This is a genomic window from Streptomyces sp. NPDC051563 (assembly GCF_044454225.1).
Lineage (GTDB): Bacteria > Actinomycetota > Actinomycetes > Streptomycetales > Streptomycetaceae > Streptomyces.
In genome coordinates, this window is the sequence record NZ_JBITDL010000022.1 from 99,230 (window position 1) to 124,310 (window position 25,081).

The 25,081-nt window shown below is 72.3% G+C and carries 25 protein-coding genes and 2 pseudogenes; 20 read left to right on the plus strand and 7 right to left on the minus strand.

The annotated features are described in order from the left end of the window. Nucleotides 1-60 precede the first annotated feature (60 nt). The 10 genes from ACIA8F_RS25765 (at nt 61) to ACIA8F_RS25810 (ending at nt 10,887) form a co-directional block, all read left to right on the plus strand. On the plus strand, nt 61-1,170 hold the full coding sequence (locus tag ACIA8F_RS25765) for a quinone-dependent dihydroorotate dehydrogenase (RefSeq protein ID WP_399382185.1): 1,110 nt from the start codon (nt 61-63) through the stop codon (nt 1,168-1,170). Then, complete coding sequence (pyrF, locus tag ACIA8F_RS25770) at nt 1,167-2,009, plus strand: orotidine-5'-phosphate decarboxylase (protein WP_399382187.1); 843 nt, start codon at nt 1,167-1,169, stop codon at nt 2,007-2,009. Before ACIA8F_RS25765 ends, pyrF begins: the two co-directional genes overlap by 4 nt. Before the next feature lie 361 nt (nt 2,010-2,370). Further along, nucleotides 2,371-3,228: a dihydroorotate dehydrogenase electron transfer subunit gene (locus ACIA8F_RS25775; RefSeq protein WP_399382189.1), complete on the plus strand. Its 858-nt coding sequence runs from the start codon at nt 2,371-2,373 to the stop codon at nt 3,226-3,228. Further along, entirely contained in the window at nt 3,225-4,199 is a 975-nt protein-coding gene (locus ACIA8F_RS25780) for a dihydroorotate dehydrogenase (protein ID WP_399382191.1), read from the plus strand. The genes ACIA8F_RS25775 and ACIA8F_RS25780 overlap by 4 nt, the downstream gene beginning before the upstream one ends. 245 nt (nt 4,200-4,444) lie before the next feature. After that, a complete protein-coding gene (mihF, locus tag ACIA8F_RS25785) occupies nt 4,445-4,768 on the plus strand; it encodes an integration host factor, actinobacterial type (RefSeq protein WP_243334344.1) in 324 nt (107 codons plus the stop codon). Between the two features lie 61 nt (nt 4,769-4,829). Continuing rightward, nucleotides 4,830-5,393, plus strand: a complete 564-nt coding sequence (gmk, locus tag ACIA8F_RS25790; protein ID WP_243334346.1) for a guanylate kinase — start codon at nt 4,830-4,832, stop codon at nt 5,391-5,393. A 92-nt stretch (nt 5,394-5,485) separates the two neighbouring features. Beyond that, complete coding sequence (gene rpoZ / locus ACIA8F_RS25795; protein WP_004948662.1) at nt 5,486-5,758, plus strand: DNA-directed RNA polymerase subunit omega; 273 nt, start codon at nt 5,486-5,488, stop codon at nt 5,756-5,758. 99 nt (nt 5,759-5,857) lie between these two features. Beyond that, nucleotides 5,858-7,072, plus strand: a complete 1,215-nt coding sequence (coaBC, locus tag ACIA8F_RS25800) for a bifunctional phosphopantothenoylcysteine decarboxylase/phosphopantothenate--cysteine ligase CoaBC (protein WP_399382194.1) — start codon at nt 5,858-5,860, stop codon at nt 7,070-7,072. Between the two features lie 195 nt (nt 7,073-7,267). After that, the gene (metK, locus tag ACIA8F_RS25805) at nt 7,268-8,476 is read left to right on the plus strand and encodes a methionine adenosyltransferase (RefSeq protein WP_399382196.1); all 1,209 of its coding nucleotides are present in this window, start codon (nt 7,268-7,270) and stop codon (nt 8,474-8,476) included. 308 nt (nt 8,477-8,784) lie between these two features. Continuing rightward, nucleotides 8,785-10,887 carry a primosomal protein N' gene (locus ACIA8F_RS25810; protein ID WP_399382198.1) on the plus strand — a complete coding sequence of 701 codons (2,103 nt, stop codon included), beginning with the start codon at nt 8,785-8,787 and terminating at the stop codon, nt 10,885-10,887. A 228-nt stretch (nt 10,888-11,115) separates the two neighbouring features. On the opposite strand, the gene ACIA8F_RS25815 is transcribed toward ACIA8F_RS25810, so the two are convergent. Next, a complete protein-coding gene (locus ACIA8F_RS25815; RefSeq protein ID WP_399382200.1) occupies nt 11,116-11,646 on the minus strand; it encodes a hypothetical protein in 531 nt (176 codons plus the stop codon). Between the two features lie 261 nt (nt 11,647-11,907). Here ACIA8F_RS25815 and fmt point away from each other — a divergent pair, with 261 nt between their 5' ends. Together fmt and ACIA8F_RS25825 are read left to right on the plus strand one after the other, a co-directional pair. Continuing rightward, nucleotides 11,908-12,855: a methionyl-tRNA formyltransferase gene (gene fmt / locus ACIA8F_RS25820; RefSeq protein ID WP_399382202.1), complete on the plus strand. Its 948-nt coding sequence runs from the start codon at nt 11,908-11,910 to the stop codon at nt 12,853-12,855. A 56-nt stretch (nt 12,856-12,911) separates the two neighbouring features. Then, nucleotides 12,912-14,366: an RsmB/NOP family class I SAM-dependent RNA methyltransferase gene (locus ACIA8F_RS25825; RefSeq protein WP_399382203.1), complete on the plus strand. Its 1,455-nt coding sequence runs from the start codon at nt 12,912-12,914 to the stop codon at nt 14,364-14,366. A gap of 32 nt (nt 14,367-14,398) precedes the next feature. On the opposite strand, the pseudogene ACIA8F_RS25830 reads toward ACIA8F_RS25825, so the two are convergent. Next, nucleotides 14,399-14,527 (minus strand): annotated as a pseudogene (locus ACIA8F_RS25830) (RidA family protein); the annotation flags it as partial. Nucleotides 14,528-14,532: 5 nt separating this feature from the next. Between ACIA8F_RS25830 and ACIA8F_RS25835 the strand changes: the two are divergent. From ACIA8F_RS25835 to ACIA8F_RS25860, 6 genes and pseudogenes are all read left to right on the plus strand, one after another. Next, a pseudogene (locus tag ACIA8F_RS25835) lies at nt 14,533-15,318 on the plus strand (helix-turn-helix transcriptional regulator); the annotation flags it as partial. A gap of 108 nt (nt 15,319-15,426) precedes the next feature. Beyond that, nucleotides 15,427-16,113 (plus strand): ribulose-phosphate 3-epimerase, encoded by a 687-nt coding sequence (rpe, locus tag ACIA8F_RS25840; protein ID WP_399382205.1) that lies wholly within the window; start codon nt 15,427-15,429, stop codon nt 16,111-16,113. A 138-nt stretch (nt 16,114-16,251) separates the two neighbouring features. Continuing rightward, nucleotides 16,252-17,265, plus strand: a complete 1,014-nt coding sequence (locus ACIA8F_RS25845) for a sugar-binding transcriptional regulator (RefSeq protein ID WP_243334549.1) — start codon at nt 16,252-16,254, stop codon at nt 17,263-17,265. 136 nt (nt 17,266-17,401) lie between these two features. After that, on the plus strand, nt 17,402-17,626 hold the full coding sequence (locus tag ACIA8F_RS25850; protein ID WP_243334368.1) for a hypothetical protein: 225 nt from the start codon (nt 17,402-17,404) through the stop codon (nt 17,624-17,626). 49 nt (nt 17,627-17,675) lie between these two features. Continuing rightward, complete coding sequence (locus ACIA8F_RS25855; protein ID WP_399382207.1) at nt 17,676-18,161, plus strand: ribonuclease domain-containing protein; 486 nt, start codon at nt 17,676-17,678, stop codon at nt 18,159-18,161. Then, entirely contained in the window at nt 18,158-18,613 is a 456-nt protein-coding gene (locus ACIA8F_RS25860) for a barstar family protein (RefSeq protein ID WP_399382209.1), read from the plus strand. Before ACIA8F_RS25855 ends, ACIA8F_RS25860 begins: the two co-directional genes overlap by 4 nt. Nucleotides 18,614-18,753: 140 nt before the next feature. Here the strand turns inward: ACIA8F_RS25860 and ACIA8F_RS25865 are convergent, their stop codons facing one another. From ACIA8F_RS25865 to ACIA8F_RS25885, 5 genes are all read right to left on the minus strand, one after another. Beyond that, nucleotides 18,754-19,233: a group II truncated hemoglobin gene (locus ACIA8F_RS25865; protein ID WP_399382211.1), complete on the minus strand. Its 480-nt coding sequence runs from the start codon at nt 19,231-19,233 to the stop codon at nt 18,754-18,756. Continuing rightward, nucleotides 19,230-19,559, minus strand: coding sequence for a putative quinol monooxygenase (locus ACIA8F_RS25870; RefSeq protein ID WP_399382213.1), 330 nt, complete (start codon nt 19,557-19,559; stop codon nt 19,230-19,232). Before ACIA8F_RS25870 ends, ACIA8F_RS25865 begins: the two co-directional genes overlap by 4 nt. Before the next feature lie 89 nt (nt 19,560-19,648). Beyond that, the gene (locus tag ACIA8F_RS25875) at nt 19,649-20,146 is read right to left on the minus strand and encodes a hypothetical protein (RefSeq protein ID WP_399382215.1); all 498 of its coding nucleotides are present in this window, start codon (nt 20,144-20,146) and stop codon (nt 19,649-19,651) included. 60 nt (nt 20,147-20,206) lie between these two features. Then, on the minus strand, nt 20,207-21,850 hold the full coding sequence (locus ACIA8F_RS25880; RefSeq protein ID WP_399382251.1) for an FAD-dependent oxidoreductase: 1,644 nt from the start codon (nt 21,848-21,850) through the stop codon (nt 20,207-20,209). A gap of 131 nt (nt 21,851-21,981) precedes the next feature. After that, nucleotides 21,982-22,254 carry a UBP-type zinc finger domain-containing protein gene (locus tag ACIA8F_RS25885; protein WP_399382217.1) on the minus strand — a complete coding sequence of 91 codons (273 nt, stop codon included), beginning with the start codon at nt 22,252-22,254 and terminating at the stop codon, nt 21,982-21,984. Between the two features lie 291 nt (nt 22,255-22,545). On the opposite strand from ACIA8F_RS25885, the gene ACIA8F_RS25890 reads away from it, so the two are divergent. After that, a complete protein-coding gene (locus tag ACIA8F_RS25890) occupies nt 22,546-23,370 on the plus strand; it encodes a type 1 glutamine amidotransferase domain-containing protein (protein ID WP_274547903.1) in 825 nt (274 codons plus the stop codon). 53 nt (nt 23,371-23,423) lie between these two features. After that, entirely contained in the window at nt 23,424-25,079 is a 1,656-nt protein-coding gene (locus tag ACIA8F_RS25895) for a thiamine pyrophosphate-binding protein (protein ID WP_399382219.1), read from the plus strand. Nucleotides 25,080-25,081 lie beyond the last annotated feature (2 nt).

The window sequence follows — 25,081 nt, forward strand, 5'->3', positions numbered from 1 at the left end:
GCACCGGCGACAGCGACCGGTGTCCCCCCTTTCATGAGTGCCAAAGGGATATTTCGGACGATGTACAAACTGTTCTTCAACCTCGTCTTCAAGCGGATGGACCCGGAGCAGGCCCACTACACGGCCTTCCGCTGGATCCGCCTCGCGGCCCGCACCCCCGTGCTGCGCACCTTCGTCGCCGCCTACCTGGCACCCCGGTACGCCTCCCTGCGCACCGAGGCCCTCGGACTGCGGATGCACGGCCCCTTCGGGCTCGCGGCCGGCTTCGACAAGAACGCCGTCGCCATCGACGGGATGTCCATGCTCGGCTTCGACCACATCGAGATCGGCACCGTCACCGCCGAGGCCCAGCCCGGCAACCCGAAGAAGCGGCTGTTCCGGCTGGTCCAGGACCGCGCGCTGATCAACCGCATGGGCTTCAACAACGAGGGCTCGGCGGCCGTGGCGGACCGCCTGGCGGCCCGCGTACCGGTCTTCAGGACGGTCGTCGGCGTCAACATCGGCAAGACGAAGGTCGTCCCCGAAGAGGAGGCCGTCGCCGACTACGTCGCCTCCACCGAGCGCCTCGCCCGGCACGCGGACTACCTCGTCGTCAACGTCTCCTCCCCGAACACCCCGGGCCTGCGCAACCTCCAGGCCACCGAGTCCCTGCGCCCGCTGCTCAGCGCCGTGCGCGAGGCCGCGGACCGCGCCGTGACCGGCCGGCGGGTCCCGCTGCTCGTCAAGATCGCGCCCGACCTCGCGGACGAGGACGTGGACGCGGTCGCCGACCTGGCCCTCGAACTGGGCCTCGACGGCATCATCGCGACGAACACGACCATCGCCCGCGAGGGCCTCGGCCTGAAGTCCGACCCCGCGCTGGTCAAGGAGACCGGCGGCCTCTCCGGCGCCCCGGTCAAGGAGCGCTCGCTGGAGGTCCTGCGCCGGCTGTACGCCCGCGTCGGCGACCGGCTGGTCCTGGTCGGCGTCGGCGGCATCGAGAACGCCGAGGACGCCTGGCAGCGGATCCTGGCCGGCGCGAGCCTGGTCCAGGGCTACAGCGCCTTCATCTACGAGGGCCCCTGCTACGCCCGCGCCATCCACAAGGGCCTGGCCGCGCGCCTGGCCGCCAGCCCGTACGCGACGCTCGCCGAAGCGGTGGGCGCGGAAACCCGAAAGGCCGCCCTGTGAGCCCTGTCATTCCCTTCGGCACGCGGCTGCGCGAGGCCATGGACACCCGCGGGCCGCTCTGCGTCGGCATCGACCCGCACGCGGCGCTGCTGGCCTCCTGGGGCCTGAACGACGACATCGCGGGCCTGGAGAAGTTCTCCCGCACGGTGGTCGAGGCGCTCGCCGACTCGGTCGCGGTCTTCAAGCCGCAGGCGGCCTTCTTCGAACGGTTCGGCTCGCGCGGGATCGCGGTCCTGGAGCAGACGGTGGCCGACGCCCGTGCGGCGGGCACGCTGGTCGTCATGGACGCCAAGCGGGGTGACATCGGCTCGACGATGGCCGCGTACGCGGAGACCTTCCTCTCGCCCTCCTCGCCGCTGTTCTCCGACGCGCTGACGGTCTCGCCGTACCTCGGCTACGGCTCCCTCGCCCCCGCGGTCGAGCTGGCGCGGGCCTCCGGGGCCGGGCTGTTCGTGCTGGCCCTCACCTCCAACCCGGAGGGGGCGGAGGTCCAGCGGGCGGTGCGGTCCGACGGCCTGACGATCGGTGCGACGATGCTGGCGCACCTGGCGGCGGAGAACGCCGGGGCCTCCCCGATGGGCTCCTTCGGAGCCGTGGTCGGTGCGACGCTCGGGGACCTGTCCTCCTTCGACCTGGACATCAACGGGCCGCTGCTGGCCCCCGGCATCGGCGCGCAGGGCGCCACCGCGGCGGACCTTCCGGGGGTCTTCGGCGCGGCCGTGCGCAACGTCGTCCCGAACGTGTCGCGGGGCGTGCTGAAGCACGGGCCGGACGCGGGTGCGCTGCGCGCCTCGGCGCGCGCCTTCGCGGACGAGATCCGCGCGGCCGTAGCGGCGTAGCCCTGCGGGGCCGTCCCCTACCCGCCCTTCCCCCGTTCCCCGGGGCTCCGCCCCGGACCCGTTGCCGCGTGCGGCGCCGTCGCCGGGGGCCAACCCCCGGACCCCCGCTCCTCAAACGCCGGAGGGGCTGGATACACCCAGCCCCTCCGGCGTTTGAGGAGCGGGGTCTGGGGCGGAGCCCCAGGGGGTCCGGGCAGCGCCCGGGGAACGGTGGAAGGGCGGGTAGGGGACTCCGCCCCGCGCAGCGGGAAAGCGGGGCGTAGGGCCCGGAGGGTCGGGGCTTCGGACCGGTGTGGTGGAGGGGGCCGCAGGGCGATCATGGGGTGGGGGGTCGGCCCCCTACCCGGACGGAGCGCCCCGCGTGCCCCCTGTACAGACCGTTGCCACCATTCGGCGCATCGACCCCGTCGGGGCCTACCACCACCTCGTCCTCGACGCCCCCGGCGTCACGGGAGTGCGCCCAGGCCACTTCGGCGCCCTCGCCATCGGCGGCCGGGACACCAGCACACTCCTCCGCCGCGCGTTCTCCATCCACCGCGCCGACGAAGCCACCCGCACCGTCGAGTTCGTCTTCGCCGAGGCCGGCCGCGGCACGAGGGCCCTGGCAGCGCACCGCCCCGGTGACACCGTGGACCTCATCGCCCCCCTCGGTACCCCCTTCCCGCTCCCCGAAGGCCCGGTCGGGGCGGTCCTCGTCGCCGGCGGCTACGGGAGCGCCCCGATGTTCGCCCTCGCCGAGGAGATCCTCGGGCGCGGCGGCCGGGTCGCCTTCGTGCTCGGTGCGGCGACCGAGGACCGGCTGTTCGGGGTCGAGCGGGCCGAGGCCCTCGCCGAGCACGTGTACGTGGTGACCGACGACGGGTCGGCCGGACGGCGCGGCCGGGTGACCGACGTGCTCGCCGAGGCCGTCACCGTGACCGGCGCCACCGAGGTCCACTCCTGCGGTCCGATGGGCATGCTCAAGGCCGTCACGGAGATAGCCACCGCCGCCGGAGCCGCCAGCCACACCGCCGTCGAGGAGGCCATGGCCTGCGGGATCGGGATCTGCATGAGCTGCGTCCTGCCCGTCACCGGCCCCGACGGCGTCACCCGTTTCCTTCGCTCCTGCACATCCGGCCCCGTTTTCGACGGCACCACCGTCCGCTGGGACGACGCCGGAACCCTGCCCGGGGACCTCGAAGGCGCGGCCGCCATGACCCCGAAGGCGAGCCACCGGTGACCCCCCTGACCCCCCTGAACCCCGAAGACGTCGACATGTCCGCGCCCCTCGGCGCCGGCGTCACCCTGCCCAACCCGGTCTCCACCGCCTCCGGCTGCGCCGGCTACGGCCGCGAGCTGCACCGCTTCACCCCCCTGCACGAGCTCGGCACCATCACCACGAAGACCGTGATGCCCTACGTCCGCTCCGGCCGGGCCACGCCCCGGATGGCCGAGACCCCCAGCGGGATGCTGAACTCCATCGGGCTCCAGGGCTCCGGCATCGACCACTTCGTCGAGCACGAGCTGCCCTGGCTGGCCGAGCGCGGGGCGCGGGTGCTCGTCTCGGTCGCGGGGGAGCGGACGGAGGAGTTCGCCGAGGCGGCCGCCCGGCTGACCGGGCAGCCCGGCGTGGTCGGCATCGAGGCCAACATCTCCTGCCCCAACGTGGCGAACCGCGGCCTCGTCTTCGCCTGCGACGCCGAGGCCTCCTTCGAGGTGATCGAGGCGGTCAGGGCGGCGGCCGACCCCGCCCTGCCCGTCTACGCGAAGCTGACCCCCGACGTGACGCGGATCACCGACATCGCGGCCGCGTGCACGGAGGCGGGCGCCGACGGGCTCTCGATGATCAACACCGTCCTCGGGATGGCCATCGACACCGACACCATGCGCCCGGCCCTCGCCGGGGTCACCGGAGGCCTCTCCGGCCCGGCGATCCGGCCCGTCGCCGTCCGCTGCGTCTTCCAGGTCCACGGGGCCATGCTGGCCGGCGCCGTCCGGCGGGTCCCCCTCCTCGGGATGGGCGGGATCGCCTCGGGCCGGGACGCGCTCGAATTCGTCCTCGCCGGTGCTTCGGGGGTGGCGGTCGGGACCGCCTTGTTCAACGATCCGTCGGCGCCCCTGAGGATCCGCGACGACCTGCGCGCGGCGCTCGCCGTACGCGGGATCGGGGCGTTCGAGGACGCCGTCGGTCTCGCTCATCGCACTCTCTGACGAAATTCGAACGTACTTCACCGGACAAATCCGGGGTAGTTTGTCCGTGATGTACGGTTCAGTGGAGGCTGACCAGGACTTTTCGTCCGTTCTCGCTGACTGGAGCGGTCATGGCCGCTAGTCTCCGAGCAGAGTGAACGAGCAGCGATCGAGCACCACCGCTGTTCGGGCGCTCGCCTGGTGTGATGCCTTCCGGCATTCCACTGGTCCGTATCCGACAGTTCGACATCCGAGGTGACGTAGGCGTGGCTCTTCCGCCCCTTACCCCTGAACAGCGCGCAGCAGCGCTCGAAAAGGCCGCCGCGGCTCGCCGGGAGCGGGCCGAGGTGAAGAATCGACTCAAGCACTCCGGCGCCTCCCTGCACGACGTCATCAAGCTGGGGCAGGAGAACGACGTCATCGGCAAGATGAAGGTTTCCGCTCTCCTGGAGTCCCTGCCTGGCGTCGGCAAGGTGCGCGCCAAGCAGCTCATGGAGCGCCTCGGCATCTCCGAGTCCCGGCGTGTCCGAGGTCTCGGTTCCAACCAGATCGCCTCTCTGGAGCGCGAGTTCGGCGGCAACGCCGCCTAAGGCGTCGTCCGAAGTTCTCCCGGCGTTCTCAGGCAGTCCCGAGAACCTGGATAATCGCTCTATGGCAGCAGAGGTTCGTCCGCGGCTGACCGTGCTCTCCGGCCCCTCGGGGGTCGGCAAGAGCACGGTCGTCGCGCATATGCGCAAGGTCCACCCCGAGGTCTGGCTCTCGGTGTCGGCCACCACCCGCAAGCCGCGGCCCGGTGAGCGACACGGAGTCCACTACTTCTTCGTCAACGACGACGAGTTCGACAAGCTGATCGCCAATGGCGAGCTGCTGGAGTGGGCCGAATTCGCGGGCAACCGCTACGGCACACCGCGCGGCGCAGTGCTGGAACGCCTGGAGAACGGCGAGCCGGTCCTGCTGGAGATCGATCTCCAGGGCGCACGGCTCGTACGCGAGTCCATGTCCGAGGCCCAGCTGGTCTTCCTGGCTCCTCCGAGCTGGGACGAGCTGGTCCGCCGGCTCACCGGCCGGGGCACCGAAACCGCGGAGGTCGTCGAGCGCAGGCTCGGCGCCGCCAAGATCGAACTGGCTGCCGAATCCGAGTTCGACACCACCCTGGTCAACACCTCGGTCGAGGACGTCGCGCGCGAGCTGCTAGCCTTGATGAATGTCGTCTGATCGTTGACCGGTGTTCAACCGGTCCGGACGGTCCACACGGACGGTCCACATTCGACACTTCTAGGTCTTACCCCATCTTCGGAAGGTAGAGCGTGTCCTCTTCCATTACTGCGCCCGAGGGCATCATCAACCCGCCGATCGACGAGCTGCTCGAGGCCACGGACTCGAAGTACAGCCTCGTGATCTACGCGGCCAAGCGCGCGCGTCAGATCAACGCGTACTACTCGCAGCTCGGTGAGGGCCTGCTCGAGTACGTCGGCCCGCTGGTGGACACCCACGTCCACGAGAAGCCGCTTTCGATCGCGCTGCGCGAGATCAACGCGGGTCTGCTGACCTCCGAGGCCATCGAGGCCCCGGCTCAGTAAGGCACGAGTTTTCCTTTCACCACAGGCCCGGCAGAACATCTGCCGGGCCTGTGGTGTGTCATAGAGGTGTCGTCGCAGTCCGTCGAAGGGGCGTGTGTGGTGGGTAAGCCGAAGGTCGTGCTCGGAGTCAGCGGCGGGATCGCCGCTTACAAGGCGTGCGAGCTGCTGCGCCGGCTGACCGAGTCCGGACACGAGGTGCGCGTGGTGCCGACGGCGGCGTCGCTGAACTTCGTCGGGGAGGCCACCTGGGCCGCGCTCTCGGGGAACCCGGCCTCCACCGGGGTCTGGGAGAGCGTCCACGAGGTGCCGCACGTGCGCATCGGGCAGTCCGCCGACCTCGTGGTCGTCGCCCCGGCCACCGCCGACATGCTCGCGAAGGCCGCCCACGGGCTGGCCGACGACCTGCTCACCAACACCCTGCTCACCGCACGCTGCCCGGTGGTGTTCGCACCCGCGATGCACACCGAGATGTGGGAGCACCCGGCCACCCGGGAGAACGTGGCCACGCTGCGCCGGCGCGGGGCCGTCGTCATCGAGCCGGCCGTCGGCCGGCTCACCGGCAAGGACACCGGCAAAGGGCGGCTGCCCGACCCGGAGGAGATCTTCGAGGTGTGCAGGAGGGTCCTGGCCCGCGGGGTGGCCGAGCCCGACCTCGCCGGCCGGCACGTGGTGATCAGCGCGGGCGGTACGCGCGAACCGCTGGACCCCGTCCGCTTCCTCGGCAACCGCTCCTCGGGCAAGCAGGGCTACGCCCTCGCCCGTACCGCCGTCGCCCGCGGGGCCCGGGTCACCCTGGTCAGCGCCAACACCGCGCTCGCCGACCCCGCCGGGGTGGACCTCGTACGGGTCGGCACGGCGCTGCAGCTGCGCGAGGCCGTGCTGAAGGCCGCCGCGGACGCCGACGCGGTGGTGATGGCGGCCGCCGTGGCCGACTTCCGGCCGGCCGAGTACGCGGGCGGGAAGATCAAGAAGAAGGACGGGCAGGAGCCCGCTCCGGTCGCCCTCGTACGGAATCCGGACATTCTCGCGGAGGTTTCCGCCGACCGCGCCCGGGAGGGCCAGGTCGTGGTCGGTTTCGCCGCGGAGACCGACGACGTACTCGCCAATGGGCGGAGCAAGCTCCTCCGCAAGGGATGTGACCTTCTCGTCGTCAATGAGGTGGGCGAGGCGAAGACCTTCGGTTCCGAGGAGAACGAGGCGGTCATCCTGTCCTCCGATGGGAGCGAGCTCGCGGTCCCCTACGGTCCGAAGGAATCGCTGGCGGACGTGATTTGGGATCAGGTCGCGCCCCGGCTCGGCGCGCGACGCGCCTGAGCGGAGGCTCTTTCCGCAGGGTGATCCTTGAGTAAGAATGGAGTGTCGCAGGTCACACGGCTCCCATAGGGCGAGACGGGTGGTCCGGCGAACGGTGGCGACCGATAAACTGCAGCCGGAACGTGATCGGGCGCAGCCTCCGATGTGGTTCCACCAATATTTCAGCCAGCAGCCGCTGCAACCCCAGGGAGCGTTGTGTCCCGTCGCCTGTTCACCTCGGAGTCTGTGACCGAGGGTCACCCCGACAAGATCGCTGACCAGATCAGCGACACCATTCTCGACGCGCTCCTCACCGAGGACCCGACCTCGCGCGTCGCCGTGGAGACCCTCATCACCACCGGTCTCGTCCACATCGCGGGAGAGGTGACGACCAAGGCGTACGCGCCGATCGCACAGCTCGTCCGCGACAAGATCCTCGAGATCGGCTACGACTCCTCGAAGAAGGGCTTCGACGGCGCCTCCTGCGGCGTGTCGGTGTCCATCGGCGCGCAGTCCCCGGACATCGCGCAGGGCGTCGACACCGCGTACGAGAAGCGGGTCGAGGGCGATGAGGACGAGCTCGACAAGCAGGGTGCCGGCGACCAGGGCCTGATGTTCGGGTACGCCTGCGACGAGACCCCCGAGCTCATGCCGCTGCCGATCCACATCGCGCACCGCCTCTCGAAGCGGCTGTCCGAGGTCCGCAAGAACGGGACCATCCCCTACCTGCGTCCCGACGGCAAGACCCAGGTCACCATCGAGTACGACGGCGACAAGGCCGTCCGCCTCGACACGGTCGTCGTGTCCTCGCAGCACGCCGCGGACATCGACCTGGACTCGCTGCTCGCCCCGGATATCCGCGAGTTCGTCGTCGAGCACGTGCTGAGCCAGCTCGTCGAGGACGGCATCAAGCTCGACACCGAGGGCTACCGCCTGCTGGTCAACCCCACCGGCCGCTTCGAGATCGGCGGCCCGATGGGCGACGCCGGCCTGACCGGCCGCAAGATCATCATCGACACCTACGGCGGCATGGCCCGTCACGGTGGCGGCGCCTTCTCCGGCAAGGACCCGTCCAAGGTCGACCGCAGCGCCGCGTACGCCATGCGCTGGGTCGCCAAGAACGTGGTCGCCGCCGGTCTGGCCTCGCGCTGCGAGGTCCAGGTCGCGTACGCGATCGGCAAGGCCGAGCCCGTCGGTCTGTTCGTGGAGACCTTCGGCACGCACAAGGTCGACGTCGAGAAGATCGAGAACGCCATCGGCCAGGTCTTCGACCTGCGCCCGGCCGCGATCATCCGCGACCTCGACCTGCTGCGCCCGATCTACGCCCAGACCGCCGCCTACGGCCACTTCGGCCGCGAGCTGCCGGACTTCACCTGGGAGCGCACCGACCGGGTCGAAGCCCTGCGCACGGCCGCGGGCCTGTAGTACCCGCTGATCCACGGACGGCCCCGGACCCCCTCGCGGTCCGGGGCCGTCTTGCGTGGGCGGCGTATCGCATGGGTGCCGTATTGCGTTGGTGCGGCCGCCGCCGCGCCGTTACGCTGGCGCAGCCCTCCCGGTGCGAGGGGCGACGGCTTCATCTGGAGCGGGGTGCGAACCCCGTGTCGAAGGACCCGCGGGACCGCCGCCGCCCGACCGGATCTCGGGAGGGCGGTTCCGATCCCGGGACGGCCGCCCGCACCCGGCCCGCACGTGGCCCCCCGCTGTCGGTGGCGTTTGGTAAGAATGCTGGTGTGAGCAGCGCGAATGATTCCCCGCCGGAGCAGCTGGCGCTGATGCGGGAGATGGTCGCCGAGGCGAAGGCCAAGGCACCCAAGGCCAAGCCGCGCACGTGGCGCGGAGCCGCCGTCGCCGAGGAGCTCCCCGTGGCCCGCGTCCTGGTCAACAAGGGCGTGCTCCACCTCGACCGGCTCTTCGACTACGCGGTCCCCGCCGAGCTCTCCGAGTCGGCGCAGCCCGGTGTCCGCGTCCGCGTCCGCTTCGGGGCCGGCTCCCACCGGGTCCACGGCGGCCGCCGCGAGGGCGGCGGGCTCATCGACGGCTTCGTCATCGAGCGCCGCGCCGAGTCCGACTACAACGGGGCCCTCGCGGCCCTCGCCCAGGTCGTCTCGCCCGAGGTCGTGCTCGGCCCCCGCATGCTCGCGCTGGCCCGCGCCGTCGCCGACCGGTACGCCGGCAGCCTCGCCGACGTGCTCCAGCTCGCGCTGCCCGCGCGCAGCGCCCGCGCCGAAGCCAAGCCGTCCCCCGAACCGCTGCCCCCGCCCGCCGCGCCCGAGCCCGCCGGCTGGGAGCGGTACGGGGCCGGCCCCGGCTTCCTGCGGGCCCTGGCGGTCGGCGGCACCCCGCGCGCCGTCTGGACGGCCCTGCCCGGCCCCGGCTGGGCCGACGAGCTCGCCCGCGCCATGGCCGCCACCCTCGCCTCCGGACGCGGGGCCCTCGCGGTGGTCCCCGACGGGCGCACCGCGGCCCGCGTGGACGCGGCGCTCACCGCCCTGCTCGGCGAGGGGCGGCACGCGCTGCTGACCGCCGAGTCGGGGCCGGAGAAGCGCTACCGCGAGTGGCTGGCCGTCAGCCGGGGCTCGGTGCGGGCCGTGGTCGGCACCCGGGCCGCGATGTTCGCTCCCGTACGGGACCTCGGGCTCGTCGCCGTCTGGGACGACGGCGACTCCAGCCACAGCGATGTGCACGCCCCCTTCCCGCACGTGCGGGAGGTACTGGAACTGCGCGCGGTCACCGACGGCTGCGGCTTCCTCGTGGGCAGCACCAGCTGCACGGTGGAGGCCGCGCAGCTCGTCGAGTCCGGCTGGGCCCGCCCGCTGGTCGCCGACCGCGAGACCGTGCGCACGTACGCCCCCCGGATCCGGACGGTGGGCGACGAGCTGCTGGCCCGGGACGGGGCCGCGCGGGCCGCCCGGCTGCCGAGCCTCGCGTGGGAGACCGTACGGGAGGGACTGAAGACCGGACCGGTGCTCGTCCAGGTGCCGCGGCGGGGCTACGTGCCCCGGCTGGCCTGCGAACGGTGCCGCACGCCGGCGCGGTGCACGGTCTGCGCGGGGCCTCTGGAAGCGCCCGACGCGCGGGACCTGCACTGCGGGTGGTGCGGGCGGGACGAACCGGCCTGGCACTGCCGGGAATGCGGAGCGTTCCGGCTGCGGGCCCAGGTGGTGGGTGCGCGGCGGACCGCGGAGGAGCTGGGGCGGGCCTTCCCGGCCGTGCCCGTACGGACCTCCGGGCGCGACCACATCCTGGACGAGGTGCCGGACCGGCCCGCGCTGGTGGTGTCCACCCCCGGCGCCGAGCCGGTCGCGGCGGGCGCCGGGTACGCGGCGGCGCTGCTGCTGGACGGCTGGGCCATGCTGAGCCGGCCCGACCTGAGGGCGGGCGAGGACGCGCTGCGGAGGTGGATCGCGGCGGCCTCGCTGGTCCGGGGCGACGGACAGGTGGTGGTCGTCGCCGAGCCGACGCTGCGGCCGGTCCAGGCGCTCGTGCGGTGGGATCCCGTGGGGCACGCGGTACGGGAGCTCGCGGAGCGGGCGCAGCTCGGCTTCCCGCCGGTGTCCCGGATGGCGGCGGTCGCCGCGGGCAGCGCCGAGGCCGTCCAGGCCTTCCTGGCGGGGGCCGGGCTGCCGCCCGACGCGGAGGTGCTGGGGCCGGTGCCGATCGCCGGGCGGCGGGGGGAGGGGTCGCCGGGGGAGCGGGCGCTGGTCCGGGTTCCGCCCGGGAGCGGGGCCGCGCTCGCCGCCGCCCTGAAGGGGGCGCAGGCCGCGCGGATGGCCCGGGGGGGCCCGGCGGAGGAGGCGGTCCGGATCCGGATCGACCCGCTGGACATCGGCTGACGCCGCCCGGCCCGCCGTCGGCGCGTGTGCCAGGCGGGGCTGTCCCCCACCCGCCCTTCGCCCGTTCCCCGGGGCTCCGCCCCGGACCCCGGACCCCGGACCCCGGTCCTCGAACGCCGGACGGCTGAGAGGCGGGTCTTCCTGGTGCAGGGCACGAGAGAGCCCCCGGCGGGGCGGTGGGTGCTCCGGCGGGGGCTTGGTCGTCGGGGGTCGGCGTCCCGGCGGTGGTCAGCCTGTGCGGGGGCCGGGGAAGGCGGCGGGGCGGGAGGCGCCCGTCTCCTCGCGGACCGGCTGCGGCGGCACCGAGCGCGCCGCCGGGACGGTGGGCAGGGGCCCCAGGGTCCGCGTGGTGGTCGTCGTGGTCGTCGTGCCTTCGGCCAGGGGCTCGCGCTCGGCCGACTCGGGGGTCTGTGCCCGCCGGGCACCGTAGCGCCGGTGGACGGCCTGCTTGGTGACGCCGAGCGCCGAGCCGACCGCGTCCCACGAGAAGCCGAGCGAGCGGTCGAAGTCCACCGCGGCGGTGACCAGCGTCTCGACGCTGTCCCGCAGCTCCTGGGCGAGGCGGACGGTGGGTGCGGGGGCCCGGCCGTAGACGACGAAGCCCGTGGAGGGGCCGGAGCGGCGCGGGCGGTAGACGTTGCCGAGCTGGGCGGTGAGCGTACGCAGAGCATCCACCTGCCGGCGAACCCGCTCGATGTCCCGCACCAGGAGGTGCAGGCTGGCCCGTGCTTGGGCGTCGTGGGTGGCGTGGTCGGCCATGAAGAAGCCTCTCGAACCGGTGCTGAAGAGCGGATAGGGCCGCAGACACCGTTCTGTTTCGCGGCCCGTTTCGGTCAATCTCCTTTGACCAACGCGCTACCCGGTGGGCAGGTCACGCTGTGGGGGCGTGTCGGCATATGCGAGGAGCGCGCGGGTGTGCGTACGCCCCCTCGGGCGGGCGGCCCGACGCAGGTGGGACCGTGGGCGGACAGACCATAGACTGATGTGCTGCTGACAGCCGAGATAGCGAGGTAGACCCCAGTGAAGCTCGTCTTCGCAGGCACCCCCGAGGTCGCCGTGCCCGCCCTGGACGCTCTGATCGCCTCCGGGCGCCACGAGGTCGCCGCCGTGGTCACCCGGCCCGACGCGCCGGCCGGGCGGGGCCGCCGCCTCGTGGCCAGCCCCGTCGCCGAGCGCGCCGAGGAGGCCGGCATCGAGGTGCTCAAGCCCGTCCGGCCGCGCGACCCCGATTTCCAGGCCCGGCTGAGGGAGATCGCGCCCGACTGCTGCCCGGTGGTCGCCTACGGCGCACTGATTCCCAAGGGAGCCCTGGACATCCCCGTCCACGGCTGGGTCAACCTGCACTTCTCGCTGCTGCCCGCGTGGCGCGGCGCCGCGCCCGTGCAGCAGTCGATCATGGCGGGGGACCAGGTCACCGGTGCCTCCACCTTCCGGATCGAGGAGGGGCTGGACACCGGCCCGGTCTTCGGGATCCTCACCGAGGAGATCCGGCCCACCGACACCAGCGGCGACCTGCTGACCCGCCTGGCCTTCGCCGGTTCCGGACTGCTGGTCGCCACCATGGACGGCATCGAGGACGGCACCCTGCGCGCGGTGGAACAGCCCGCGGACGGGGTCTCGCTGGCCCCGAAGATCACCGTCGAGGACGCCCGGGTCGACTGGCACGCGCCCGCGATGCGCGTGGACCGGCTGGTGCGCGGCTGCACCCCGGCGCCGGGCGCGTGGACGGTCTTCCGGGGGGAGCGGCTCAAGCTGGTCTCGGTCGGGCTGGTCACGGACCGGACCGACCTGGAGCCGGGCGACCTGGGCGTGGCCAAGAACAACGTCTACGCCGGCACCGGCTCGCACGCCGTGGAGCTGCTCTGGGTGCAGCCGCAGGGCAAGAAGCCGATGAAGGCCGCCGACTGGGCGCGCGGGGTGCGGATCGCTCCCGGTGAGCGGCTGGGCGGCGGGGCCGACGTAGGCTGATTTTCCCCGTTTCAGTCATTTCCTTCAGCGTTACGTAAATCCGGAGCACCTTTCACGTGAGCGAACAGCCCAAGGGCGGCGGCAAGCCCGCCAAGTCGGCCAAGCCGTACCGCAGGCCCAAGAAGGACCCCGTCCGGATGCTGGCCTTCGAGGTGCTGCGGGCGGTGGACGAGCGGGACGCGTACGCGAACCTCGTGCTGCCGCCGCTGCTGAAGAAGGCCCGCAAGGACGAGACCTTCCAGGCGCGGGACGCGGCCCTGGCCACCGAGCTCGTCTACGGGACCCTGCGCCGCCAGGGCACGTACGACGCGGTCATCAAGGCCTGCATCGACCGGCCGCTGCGCGAGGTCGACCCGCCGGTGCTCGACGTGCTCTCGCTCGGCGCGCACCAGCTGCTCGGCACCCGGATCCCCACCCACGCGGCGGTGTCCGCGAGCGTGGAGCTGGCACGGGTGGTGCTCGGCGACGGGCGGGCGAAGTTCGTCAACGCCGTCCTGCGCAAGATCTCCGCGCACGACCTGGAGGGGTGGCTGGAGAAGGTCGCCCCGCCGTACGAGGACGACGCCGAGGAGCACCTCGCGGTCTTCCACTCGCACCCGCGGTGGGTGGTCAGTGCCCTGTGGGACTCGCTGGGCGGCGGCCGCGCCGGCATCGAGGACCTGCTGGAGGCCGACAACGAGCGGCCCGAGGTCACGCTCGTGGCGCGGCCCGGCCGGTCCACGGCCCAGGAGCTGCTGGAGGCGGTGGGCGAGGACTCGGCGCTGCCGGGCCGCTGGTCCCCGTACGCGGTCCGGATGGCCGAGGGCGGCGAACCGGGCGCGCTGGAAGCGGTGCGCGAGGGCCGCGCCGGGGTGCAGGACGAGGGCAGCCAGCTGGTGGCGATGGCCCTGGCGGCCGTGCCGGTCGAGGGCCGCGACGAGCGCTGGCTGGACGGCTGCGCCGGACCCGGCGGCAAGGCGGCGCTGCTCGCGGCGCTCGCCGCCCAGCGCGGTGCGTTCCTGCTGGCCTCCGAGAAGCAGCCGCACCGGGCCCGGCTGGTCGAGCGGGCGCTCGCCGGCAACCCGGGCCCCTACCAGGTCATCACGGCCGACGGGACCCGTCCGCCGTGGCTGCCGGGCTCCTTCGACCGGGTCCTGATGGACGTGCCCTGCTCGGGCCTGGGCGCCCTGCGCCGCCGTCCGGAGGCGCGCTGGCGCCGCCGCCCGGAGGACCTGGAGGGCTTCGCGCCGCTCCAGCGCGGGCTGCTGCGCGAGGCGCTCTCGGCCGTCCGGGTGGGCGGCGTGGTGGGCTACGCGACCTGTTCGCCGCACCTGGCGGAGACCCGGGTCGTGGTGGAGGACGTACTGAAGGGACGGGGTGCGGGCGCGGCCCCGATCGCGGCGGAACTGATCGACGCGCGGCCGTACATGCAGGAGGTGCCCGCCCTGGGCGACGGCCCCGACGTACAGCTGTGGCCGCACCTGCACGGGACGGACGCGATGTACCTGGCGCTGATCCGCCGGACCGGGTAACCGGCCGACCCGGCCTCCCCGGTCGCCTCACGTCACGCGACGGCGGTTCCCTCCAGCTCGACCAGCTGGCCGGGGACCGCCAGCCGGGTCACCCCGAGCAGGGTGGTCGCCGGGGCGGCGCCGGCGGCGCCCAGCCGCCCCGCCAGCTCGCCGTAGTGCCGGAGGGCTCACCGGCCTGAACCACGAAGAGACCCTCGCCCTGCTGGCCGCCGGACCGGGGCGCGGGGAGCAGGTGTTCGGCCTGGGTCCGGCGCTCGCTTCGGCGCTGCGCAAGGTGGTCGACGCGCTGCCCGAGGGCCACCGGTCCGCCGCGAGCGACGCGGCCCGGCGGTTCCTCGTCGACCCCGAGGCCGACCTGCTCTCGCGGCGGCCGGCCGCCGCGGAGGTGCCCGGCGGCACGATGATCGAGGTCCGGCGTGCGGTGCTCGCGGGACACAAGCTCCGGATCCGCTACGAGGCCACGGGCGAGCCGCCCCGGTGGCGCACGGTGGACCCGATCGGGCTGGTCACCGTACGGGACCGGGGCTACCTGCTGGCCACCCGGGCCGGCGAAGACCGCACTTACCGGCTGTCGCGGGTCCTGGCCGCCGAGGAACTGCCGGAGCCGGCCGAGCGGCCGGACCGGGTCGACCTGGACCGGATCTGGCGGGAACGCTCCGCGCGCTTCCTCTCCGGAGGCGACCACATCGCCGTACTGCTCCGGGTGCACCCCGACCGCCGGGAGGAGCTGCTGGACACCGCGCTGGCGGTCCGCGCCGAGGAACCCGAGGCGGACGGCCGGCTGCGAGTGGAGGTCACCTTCCAGGACGCGCGGCACGCCCGCTGGGCCCTGTGGCAGCTCGGCACGGACGCCGAGGCCCTGGCCCCGGAGTCCCTGCGCACGTGGCTGCGCGACCGCGCCGAGACCCTCGCGGCGCGCTACGCGGACCCGCTCCGGGGCACGGCCGGATGAGGGGGCGAATGCCCGGCCAGCCGGGGCGGGGACGCCCGATCCCGCACGGCCGCCCTCCACTTCCGGGGTAGTGGCCGGAAGGCGTCGGCGGCATGGCACGCTTGGGGCATGGCCGTTCAGATCAATCCCAGCATCTTGTCCGCCGACTTCGCCCGGCTCGCCGAGGAGGCGAAGGCCGTCCAGGGGGCCGACTGGCTGCACGTCGACGTCATGGACAACCACTTCGTCCCGAACCTCACCCTCGGGGTGCCGGTCGTGGAGTCGCTCAGCCGGGCCACGGACATCCCGCTCGACCTGCACCTCATGATCGAGGACCCCGACCGCTGGGCCCCCCAGTACATCGAGGCCGGCGCGGGCTCCGTGACCTTCCACGCCGAGGCCGCGGCCGCACCGGTACGGCTCGCGCGGGAGATCCGGGCCAAGGGGGCGCGGGCGTCCATGGCGCTGAAGCCCGCGACGCCCATCGAGCAGTACGAGGACATCCTCCCCGAGCTCGACATGCTGCTGATCATGACCGTGGAGCCCGGCTTCGGCGGGCAGCCCTTCCTCGACATCATGCTGCCCAAGATCCGCCGTACCCGGGAGCTGATCTCCCGGCACGGTCTGGAGCTCTGGCTCCAGGTCGACGGAGGCGTCTCCGCGACGACCATCGAGCGGTGCGCGGAGGCCGGCGCGGACGTGTTCGTGGCGGGCAGCGCGGTCTACGGAGCGGTCGATCCGGCGGCAGCCGTACGCACGCTGCGTGAGCAGGCGGGTGCGGCGATCGCCGCCGCGCCCTGGGCGTGCGACCACTGAGACAAGGCTTGGTGAACAGCTCGGTGAACGGGAGCTGTCCGGGCTGATCAACGGCCGTCGGATCTGACAGGATGAACGGCGAGTCGAGAGTGTGAACACGAGAGTGTGAACAGCAGTGAGGAGAACGCGGTGTCTGCAATGTCGGCGGGACGGTCAGCCCTGCGGATGGGACCCGCGGAGCTCGTACAGGCGGCTGCCATGGCGCGCCGTTTCTACCTGGAGGGCAAGTCCAAGATTCAGATCGCCGAGGAGTTCGGCGTGAGCCGCTTCAAGGTGGCCCGGGTCCTGGAGACCGCCCTGGAGCGCGACCTCGTACGCATCGAGATCCGCGTGCCGGCCGAGCTGGACGCGGAGCGGTCCGACGCGCTGCGCGCCCGGTACGGGCTGCGGCACGCCGTGGTCGTGGAGTCTCCCGCCGATGCCACCGAGGACGCGCCGGACCCGGAGAACCTGGGTGCCGTGGCCGCCGATCTGCTGGGCGAGCTCGTCAACGAGGGGGACGTACTGGGCCTCGCGTGGGGCCGGTCGACCATCCACATGGCCGCCTCCCTGCACCGGCTGCCCCCCTGCACCGTCGTCCAGCTGACGGGCGTGTACGACGCCGGGACGGCCGAGCGCGGGTCCGTGGAGGCCGTGCGCAGGGCCGCGCAGGTGTCGGGCGGCGACGCCCACCCCATCTACGCCCCGATGCTGCTGCCCGATCCGGCCACCGCCGCCGCCCTGCGCAACCAGACGGGGATCGCGCGGGCCTTCGAGTACTTCGACAAGGTGACGGTCGCCGCCGTCTCCATCGGGTCCTGGGAGCCGGGCATCTCGACCGTCCACGACATGCTGAGCGACGAGGAGCGGGCGCACTACGCCTCGCTCGGCGTCGCCGCCGAGATGTCGGCCCACCTCTTCGACGCCGAGGGGCGCCGGGTCGGGCGGGACCTCGGCGAGCGGTGCATCACCGTGGAGGCCGACCGGCTGCGCCGGATCCCCGAGGTCGTCGCCATCGCCGGCGGGCTGCGCAAGGCGTCCGCCATCGGCGCGGTGCTGCGCTCGGGACTGGTCACCAGCCTGGTAACCGACACCGCTGTCGCGGACTATCTGCTGACCGAATCCGAGCCCGGTCTGCGGCCGGCGCTGGAGCGGGCCGACCCCGACGAGTGATGGTGCGGATTGGTCCGAATGTCCGGACGAATGCCGGTCAAACGCGGGCACGTGAGGTTCGCCGATGCGGATGGTGCCGTAATTGAGATCCGAACGGCGGACCGTTCGACGGCCTGCTGGGCGCATACTGGGTGCAATGACAAAGTCCGCAGTACCTCGCCGCCATCTGCCGTCCAGCCCGTTCAAGGCCCCCGTGGAAGCGCCGCTCCGGCACTTCAGCGTGGGCGACCGGGTTTCTCACGATGAGCACGGCCTCGGCCGTGTCGTCGCCGTTGAGGAGGGGATCGCTGTCCTCGTCGAATTCGGGCCTGAGGTCCGTAAGCGCATCCTGAGTCCGTACACCAAGATGTCCGCCCTCTGAAGACACCGCGCGACTCGCGGGAGAATCGGATATTTGGCACGATCGGTGCATGATCTTTCGGAACGTGCCCCGATCGTTGCTGCGTGTGTTGGGGGCCGTTTTCCTCTGCGCGGCGCTGGTCGGTGCGGTGGGTTGCAGCGGGAAGAAACCCGCGCCTGCCGCCGCCACCAGTACGAGCGCGAGTGCCGGCTCCGGCGTTGACGTTGCCCCGAGCGGGGCGGCGAGTTCCGCCGTGCCGACGCCCGGATGGGCGAAGGGCATGGCGACGGTACGGGCCTCGGCATTGCCGCAGCAGGCCCGGGACGTGCTGGCGCTGATCGACAAGGGCGGGCCGTACCAGTACCGGCAGGACGGGACCGTGTTCGGCAATTTCGAAAAGGTCCTGCCGCAGAAGAAGCGTGGCTATTACCACGAGTTCACCGTGAAGACGCCCGGTGAGCGGGACCGTGGGGCCCGGCGGATCGTGGCCGGCGGGGGCGGGGAGTTCTTCTACACGGACGACCACTACGACACCTTCAAGGCGGTTCTCCGATGACCTTGGACCCGCGGCCCCTGGCCCCCGCGCTCGACGCGGCCGAGGCCGCCGGATGGGCGACCGTACGGCTGGATCTGGACGGCGTACGGAGCAAGGCGGAGCTGATGCGGCGCTGTGGGGCCGCGCTGGAGGTTCCCGAGTACTTCGGGGGGAACTGGGACGCGCTGGCCGATGCGCTGAGGGATCTGTCGTGGTTGCCGGCTGCGCCGGGGCGGCTGCTCGTGGTGACCTCGTGGCGGGCGTACGCGGAGGCTCGGCCCGCGGACTGGGAGACGTTGAGCGAGATCCTGGAGGAGGCCGTCGATTTCTGGCGGGCCGGGTCCGGGTCCGGGGACGGGTCCGGGGACGAGGGTGACGGGCCGGTGCTGACGGTGCTGCTCGCCGAATCCGGCCCGGGGCCGGCTGCCGGGGCTCCGCCCCGGACCCCGCGCCTCAAACGCCGGCGGGGCTGAATGTGCCCCGGCCGGGTCGTATGCGCCCGCGCCGGGCTGCATGCGCCAGGCCGGGCTGAATGTGCCCGGGCCGGGCCGCATGCGCCAGGCCGGGCCGAATGTGCCCCGGCGGAGCCCGGGGGCTCCGCCGGGTTGCCGGATCAGGACTTCGGGATCCAGGGCGGGGTCTGGCCCCAGGACCAGACCGGGATGTCGGCCGCGTCGACCGGGGGCGGGTTGGGGCCCGAGTAGATCAGGGCCATGCGGGTGCCCCACTCGATGTAGTACGCGAAGACCGCGCGGAACTCCGGGTCCGTGGGCAGGCCCACCTCGTCGGCCGTGTCCGCCAGCAGGTCCACCCAGCGGCGGCGCTGCTGTTCGGTGATGCCGCGGCCCAGGTGCTTGGTGGCCATGTGCTGGTGGCCGCCGTGGGACGCGGTGTACTGCTTCGGGCCGCCGAAGACCTCCGCGAGCCAGACCGCCACGTGCTGGGGGTGCTCGGAATCCATGCCCGCGAAGACCGGGGCCAGGATCTCGTCCTGCAGGGCGTGCGCGTAGAAGACGTCCGTGAGGCGGTTCAGCGACTCTTCGCCGCCCATCCACTCGTAGATGCTGGGCGTGGTGCCGGATGTGGTGCTCATGACGGGGTGGAACCCTTTCCGGGGCCGGCCACCTTGGTGACGAGGTAGTGCTGCATTTCCTCGATGGCCGTGACGTACGGGCGGATCGCGCTGAAGAACGCGGGGAAGTGCTCGCCCTTGCGGAATCCGTTCAGGTGGGCGTCGATCGAGGTCCAGCGGATGCGCAGGATGTAGCGCTCGGGCTCTTCCTCGCAGCGGGCGAGTTCGTAGTCGATGCACTCCGGCGAGGCGGCGAGGGCCTCGGCGGCCCTGACGTACGCGTCTTCGAAAGCCGGCTGGTCGTCCAATGCGATCCGGTAGCGGATGTATTCGACGGTGGTGGTCATGTGCGGCCTCTCCCTGGGGTCGGGCGTTGATCGCCGGTGGTCCGTGCCAGGCTTGCGCGATCTTGCGGGCGCCGGGGGATCTTTCGCCGTTATGACCCGGACTTCTGGGAGTCGGCGAGGTCCGGACCCTCGGCGCGCACCTGCTGGACCCGGTCCAGGGACTCGCGCAGGTCCGTCAGCCAGGTGTCGGTGTTGCGTCCCACCAGGCGGACGCACCAGGCCAGGGCGTCGGCGCGGCTGCGGGCGACGCCGCCCGCGACCAGGGTGTCGAGGACCTGGCGCTCCGGCTGGCGCAGGCGGGTCATGACGGGGACCGCGAGGTGGGTGAAGAGGGTCCGCTCCTCGCCCGACTGGGCGGCCCAGGACACCTTGCGGCGGTAGAGCTCCTCGGCCTCGCGGGCGACCTCCACGCGCTGCTCGCGGGTGCGCTCGCGGAAGGCCTCGACCGATTCGGTCGCGGGGAGCTCGCCGACGACGGTGATCTCCTCCCGGTCGACCGTGACCGAGAGGAGCGACGCGTAGACGTCCACCGGCAGCCGCTCGGCGAACCAGGAGCGGAGCTGCTCGTTCTGCTCGGATGTAATCATGTAATCAACGGTGCGTCCGGGCGGCGCTTGATCGCAAGTGCGCCGGCCCGGTGTTCGCTCTCAGCCCATCGAGCGGTAGCGGTGGATCAGGGAGACCGCCATGGCTCCCTCGCCCACGCCCGAGGCGACGCGTTTGACCGAGTGGGCCCGTACGTCCCCCGCCGCGAAGACCCCGGGAACGCTGGTCTCCAGCGGGTACGGGGCGCGCTCCAGGCTCCATTCCGCCGGGAGTTCGCCGCCGTTGGAGATCAGGTCCGAGCCGGTGAGCACGAAGCCGTACTGGTCCCGCTCCACCACCCCGGCCAGCCAGTCCGTGTGCGGGCGGGCGCCGATGAAGGTGAACATGAAGCGGGCCGCGACCTCCTTGTCCTCGCCGGTCTCGGAGTCGTGCAGGGTCAGGCGTTCGAGGTGGTCCTCGCCGTGCAGGCGGACGACCGTCGTGCGGACCCGCACCTCGACGTTGGGGGTGCGCTCGATCTCGTCGATCAGGTAGCGGGACATGCTGTCGTCGAGCGAGGCCGCGCGGACCAGGATCGTGACCCGGGCGGCGTACTTGGCGAAGTGCACGGCGGCCTGGCCGGCCGAGTTGGCCCCGCCCACGATGAACACGTGCTGCGAGATGCACGCAGAGCTCTCCGTGGTCGCGGCGCCGTAGTAGAGCCCGGCGCCCTCGAAGCGGTCGGCCCCCGGGGCGTCCAGGCGGTTGTACGAGACCCCGGTCGCCAGGAGCACCGTCTCGGCGCTGATCTCCGTACCGTCGGCCAGGGTCAGGATCTTCGCCGGATCGTCGCGGGTCAGCGAGGTCACCTCCACCGGGTGCAGGATCTCGGCGCCGAAGCGGGAGGCCTGGATCGTGGCGCGGCGGGTCAGGTCGCCGCCGGAAAGCCCCGAGGGGAAGCCGAGGTAGTTCTCGATCAGGCTGGAGGTGCCGGCCTGGCCGCCCGGCGCGCGGGAGTCCAGCATGAGCGTGGACAGGCCCTCGGAGGCCGAGTAGACCCCGGCCGCGAGGCCCGCCGGGCCGGCGCCGACGATGACGCACTCGTAGTGCGGGCGCGAGGCGGTGGTGGCCAGCCCCAGGCGCTGGGCGAGCTGCGTGTCCGTCGGCGCGGAGAGCACCGAGCCGTCCGGGAAGCGGACCAGGGGCAGCGCGGCGTCGGGCTGGGCGGCGGCGATCACGGTCAGGGCCTCGGGGTCCCGCTCGACGTTGAGGAAGCGGAAGGGCTGGCCGTTGCGGGTGAAGAAGTCCCGGACGGCGTGGGTGCCGGGGGAGACCAGGTGACCCGCGACGATGATCCCGTCGTACGCCGGGCGGTAGGTGGCGAGCCAGTCGGAGAGCAGGTCGTCCAGGACCGGGAAGAGCCGCTCGTGCGGCGGGTCCCAGGGCTTGAGCAGGTAGTAGTCCAGGCGGACCCGGTTGATGGCGGTGATCGCCGCGTCCGTCTCGGCGTACGCGGTGAGGAGCACGCGGCGGGCGTCGGGGAAGCGGCTGACGGCCTCCAGCAGGAACTCCACCCCGGTGACGTCCGGCATCCGCTGGTCGACGAGGAAGAGCGCGGGGTCGTGGCCGCGCTCGTCGAGGGAGTCCAGGATCTTCAGCGCGTCTGCGGCCGAGGAGGCGCCGAGCACCCGGTAGCGGTCCCCGTACGCGCTGCGCAGGTCGCGGCGGACGGCGCGCAGCACCTGCGGGTCGTCGTCCACGGCCAGGATGACGGGCTTGCGGTTCTCCGCGCGGGCCGCGGCTTCGGCGGTCGCGGTGGCCGTGCTCGTCGGCGCGTGGCTCGTGGGCGCGGTCCGCGGGGGCGTCGTGCCCGCGGCGGCGCTCTCCGGTGCCGCGTTCACGCCGGGTCCAGCATCAGCTTGTCGGCGTAGCACCAGGCCCAGTCCTCGCCGGGCTCGTGGGAGGCCGCGATGGGGTGCGCGGTGGCCCCGTAGTGCCTGGTGGCGTGCCGGTTCTTCGAGGAATCGCAGCAGCCGACGTGCCCGCAGCTCAGGCACATCCGCAGGTGCACCCAGGTGTCACCGGAGACGAGGCACTCCTCGCAGCCCTCGGTTCCGGGTTTCACCGGACGTATCGATTCGATGTGGGTGCACAACAGGTCCATCGTCATCGTCCCCGTCCCTCTCTCGCGTTCTCGCGCGTTTCGCGCCCGTGAGATGCGGCGCACCCGTGATTCACGGCGCGTCCAGACCATAAGGCGGGGCCCCGGCGGCGGTTCAGGGATTCGGCCGAAGTCAGGTAGTCCGGAAGCTACTTCATGACATCGCCGGACGACTTCCTGAGGTGCCCCCATGACCTGGGCGACTACCTCACGAAGTCGCATGCCAGCGCTTTGACGGGAACCCCGGGCGCGGCCAGTGTGGGGGACGCCAACGACAACAGGCGGCGCCTGGAGGAATCCGTGAGCAGAAAGATTCTGGTCATTGTCTCCGAACACGGTTACTGGGCCGAAGAACTGATCGGCCCCGTATCCCAGTTCGACGAGCAGGGCTATGAAGTCGTATTCGCCACGCCGACCGGGAAGCGTGCCCACGCTCTCCCGCCGAGCCTCGACGCGAACTACATCGATCCTCCGCTGGGACGCTCGGTCACCACCGAGGAGAACGCCCGGCTGGGCCGGGAGTTCGAGCAGTCGAGCAGGCTCGACTCCCCCCTCGACATCGAAGCGTGGGCCCCCGAGCGCCCGTACACGAGCGACTCGGCCTATCTGCCCAAGCTGGAGCAGTACCACCGCGATCTGGACAAGCTCCAGGCCGACATCGCCGGTTTCGACGCGGTGCTCATCGTGGGCGGCAGCGGTCCGATCGTGGACCTCGCCAACAACGAGCGCGTGCACGCCCTGATCCTCGCCTTCAAGAACGCGGGCAAGGTCGTCGCGGCCGAGTGCTACGGGGTCGCCTGCCTGGCCTTCGCCCGGGACTGGGGCGACCGCCGCAGCATCATCTGGGGCAAGCACGTGACCGGTCACTGCAAGGAGTACGACTACAAGGACGGCACCGGATTCCTCGGTACCGATTTCAACATGGGGCCGCCGCCGTATCCGCTGGAGTACATCCTGCGCGATGCGACCGGGCCGCGCGGCGCGTACCACGGGAATTTCGGCCATCCCCTTTCGGTGATCGTCGACTTCCCCTTCGTGACCGGTCGTTCGACCCCCGATTCGTATCTCACGGGGCAGAAGATCGTGGAAGTCCTGGAGAACGGTCTCACCCGGTACGGCTGGTAATTCCGGTAACTCCGGTGATCCGGAACGACGGTACGCAAAGGAGGGGGAGTTCGATGAGTTCTGGAGCCACTCCCGGACGGGAAAGGCTGATCGACCAGTTCAAGGCCGACGGGCTGAACGTCATGTTCGGAAATCCGGGGACGGTGGAACAGGGATTCCTCGACGCGGTCGACGCGGCGGAGGACTTCCACTACGTCCTCGCCCTCCAGGAGACGGTGGCCGCCGGGATCGCCGACGGCTACGCCCGGGCCACCGGCGGGGCGGCGCTGCTCCAGCTCCACTCCGGGGTGGGTCTGGGCAACGGCATCGGCATGCTCTACCAGTCGCTGCGCGGCCACACCCCGCTCGTCGTGGTCGCCGGCGACGCCGGGGTCCGCTACGACGCCATGGACGCGCAGATGGCGTCCGACCTGGTGGCCATGGCGAAGCCGGTGACCAAGTACGCGACCCGGGTCACCGACCGGCACTCCGTCCTGCGCACCATCCGCCGGGCGGTGAAGATCGCCCTGACCCCGCCGCGTGGCCCGGTGTTCGTGGCGCTGCCGATGGACGTGCTGGACGAGCTCAACTCCGAGCTCGTCCTGCCCGCCACGGTGCCCCTCACGGACGTGGCCCCCTCGGCCGCCTCGGTGGGGCGGGCGGCGGCGCTGCTGGCCTCCGCCGAGCGGCCGGTCGTCCTCGTCGGGGACGGGGTCGCCCTCTCCGGGGCGCAGCGCGAACTCGTCGCCGTCGCCGAGCTGCTCGGCGCCGACGTGTACGAGGTCGACTCCTCCGAGGTGAACATCGCGGCCTCGCACCCGCTGCGCCGCGGACAGACCGGCCACATGTTCGGCCCGCACAGCAAGGAGCTGATCGGCAACGCGGACGGGGTGCTGATCGTCGGCACCTACGTCTTCCCCGAGGTCTTCCCGGAGCTGGAGAGCCCCTTCCGGGCCGGCGCGCGGGTCGTGCACATCGACCTGAACGCCTACGAGATCGCCAAGAACCATCCGGTGGACCTCGGGATCGCCGCCGATCCCCGGCAGGCGCTGCGCGCGCTGGCCGGCGTACTGGAACACGTGCTCACCCCCCGGCAGCGGGCGGCGGCGGCCGGACGGCTGGACGCGCGGACCCGGGAGCGGGTGCGGGCGGACCAGGCGGAGCGGGAGGCGAGGGAGGCGGACGGTTCGCCGATGGCCGTCTTCCTGCGCACCCTGGCCGAGCGCACGGGCGGGGACCTGATCGTCTTCGACGAGGCGCTGACCACCTCCCCGCTGGTCACCCGCTACCTGCCGCCGGAGCGCCCGGGCGACTACCACCTCACCCGGGGCGGATCGCTGGGCGTGGGCTTCCCGGGTGCGGTCGGCGTCAAGCTGGCCCGGCCGGAGCGGCTCGTCGTGGGCTTCGCCGGCGACGGCGGCTCGATGTACACCTACCAGGCGCTGTGGACCGCGGCCCGGCACGGCATCGAGGCCAAGTTCGTGGTCTGCAACAACCGCAAGTACCGGCTGCTGGACGACAACATCGCCCAGTACTGGCGGGAGCGGGAGATTCCGCAGCACGGCTTCCCGGGCTCCTTCGACCTCTCGCACCCCGAGATCGACTTCGCCGCCCTGGCCCGCTCGCTCGGGGCGGGCGGGATGCGGGTGGAGAAGCCCGACGAGGCGATCGCCGCCGTGGGCCGGATGCTCGCCCACCCCGGGCCGTTCCTGGTGGACGTACAGATCTGACG

What these genes read in the sequence shown, in the direction of transcription:
- ACIA8F_RS25765 (WP_399382185.1), top strand. Translation starts at nt 61, where the DNA reads ATGTACAAACTGTTCTTCAACCTCGTCTTCAAGCGGATGGACCCGGAG.
- gmk (WP_243334346.1), top strand. Translation starts at nt 4,830, where the DNA reads ATGGCAGCAGAGGTTCGTCCGCGGCTGACCGTGCTCTCCGGCCCCTCG.
- ACIA8F_RS25815 (WP_399382200.1), bottom strand. Translation starts at nt 11,646, where the DNA reads ATGGCCGACCACGCCACCCACGACGCCCAAGCACGGGCCAGCCTGCAC.
- rpe (WP_399382205.1), top strand. Translation starts at nt 15,427, where the DNA reads ATGGCCGTTCAGATCAATCCCAGCATCTTGTCCGCCGACTTCGCCCGG.
- ACIA8F_RS25845 (WP_243334549.1), top strand. Translation starts at nt 16,252, where the DNA reads ATGTCGGCGGGACGGTCAGCCCTGCGGATGGGACCCGCGGAGCTCGTA.
- ACIA8F_RS25850 (WP_243334368.1), top strand. Translation starts at nt 17,402, where the DNA reads ATGACAAAGTCCGCAGTACCTCGCCGCCATCTGCCGTCCAGCCCGTTC.
- ACIA8F_RS25855 (WP_399382207.1), top strand. Translation starts at nt 17,676, where the DNA reads ATGATCTTTCGGAACGTGCCCCGATCGTTGCTGCGTGTGTTGGGGGCC.
- ACIA8F_RS25860 (WP_399382209.1), top strand. Translation starts at nt 18,158, where the DNA reads ATGACCTTGGACCCGCGGCCCCTGGCCCCCGCGCTCGACGCGGCCGAG.
- ACIA8F_RS25865 (WP_399382211.1), bottom strand. Translation starts at nt 19,233, where the DNA reads ATGAGCACCACATCCGGCACCACGCCCAGCATCTACGAGTGGATGGGC.
- ACIA8F_RS25870 (WP_399382213.1), bottom strand. Translation starts at nt 19,559, where the DNA reads ATGACCACCACCGTCGAATACATCCGCTACCGGATCGCATTGGACGAC.
- ACIA8F_RS25875 (WP_399382215.1), bottom strand. Translation starts at nt 20,146, where the DNA reads ATGATTACATCCGAGCAGAACGAGCAGCTCCGCTCCTGGTTCGCCGAG.
- ACIA8F_RS25885 (WP_399382217.1), bottom strand. Translation starts at nt 22,254, where the DNA reads ATGACGATGGACCTGTTGTGCACCCACATCGAATCGATACGTCCGGTG.
- ACIA8F_RS25895 (WP_399382219.1), top strand. Translation starts at nt 23,424, where the DNA reads ATGAGTTCTGGAGCCACTCCCGGACGGGAAAGGCTGATCGACCAGTTC.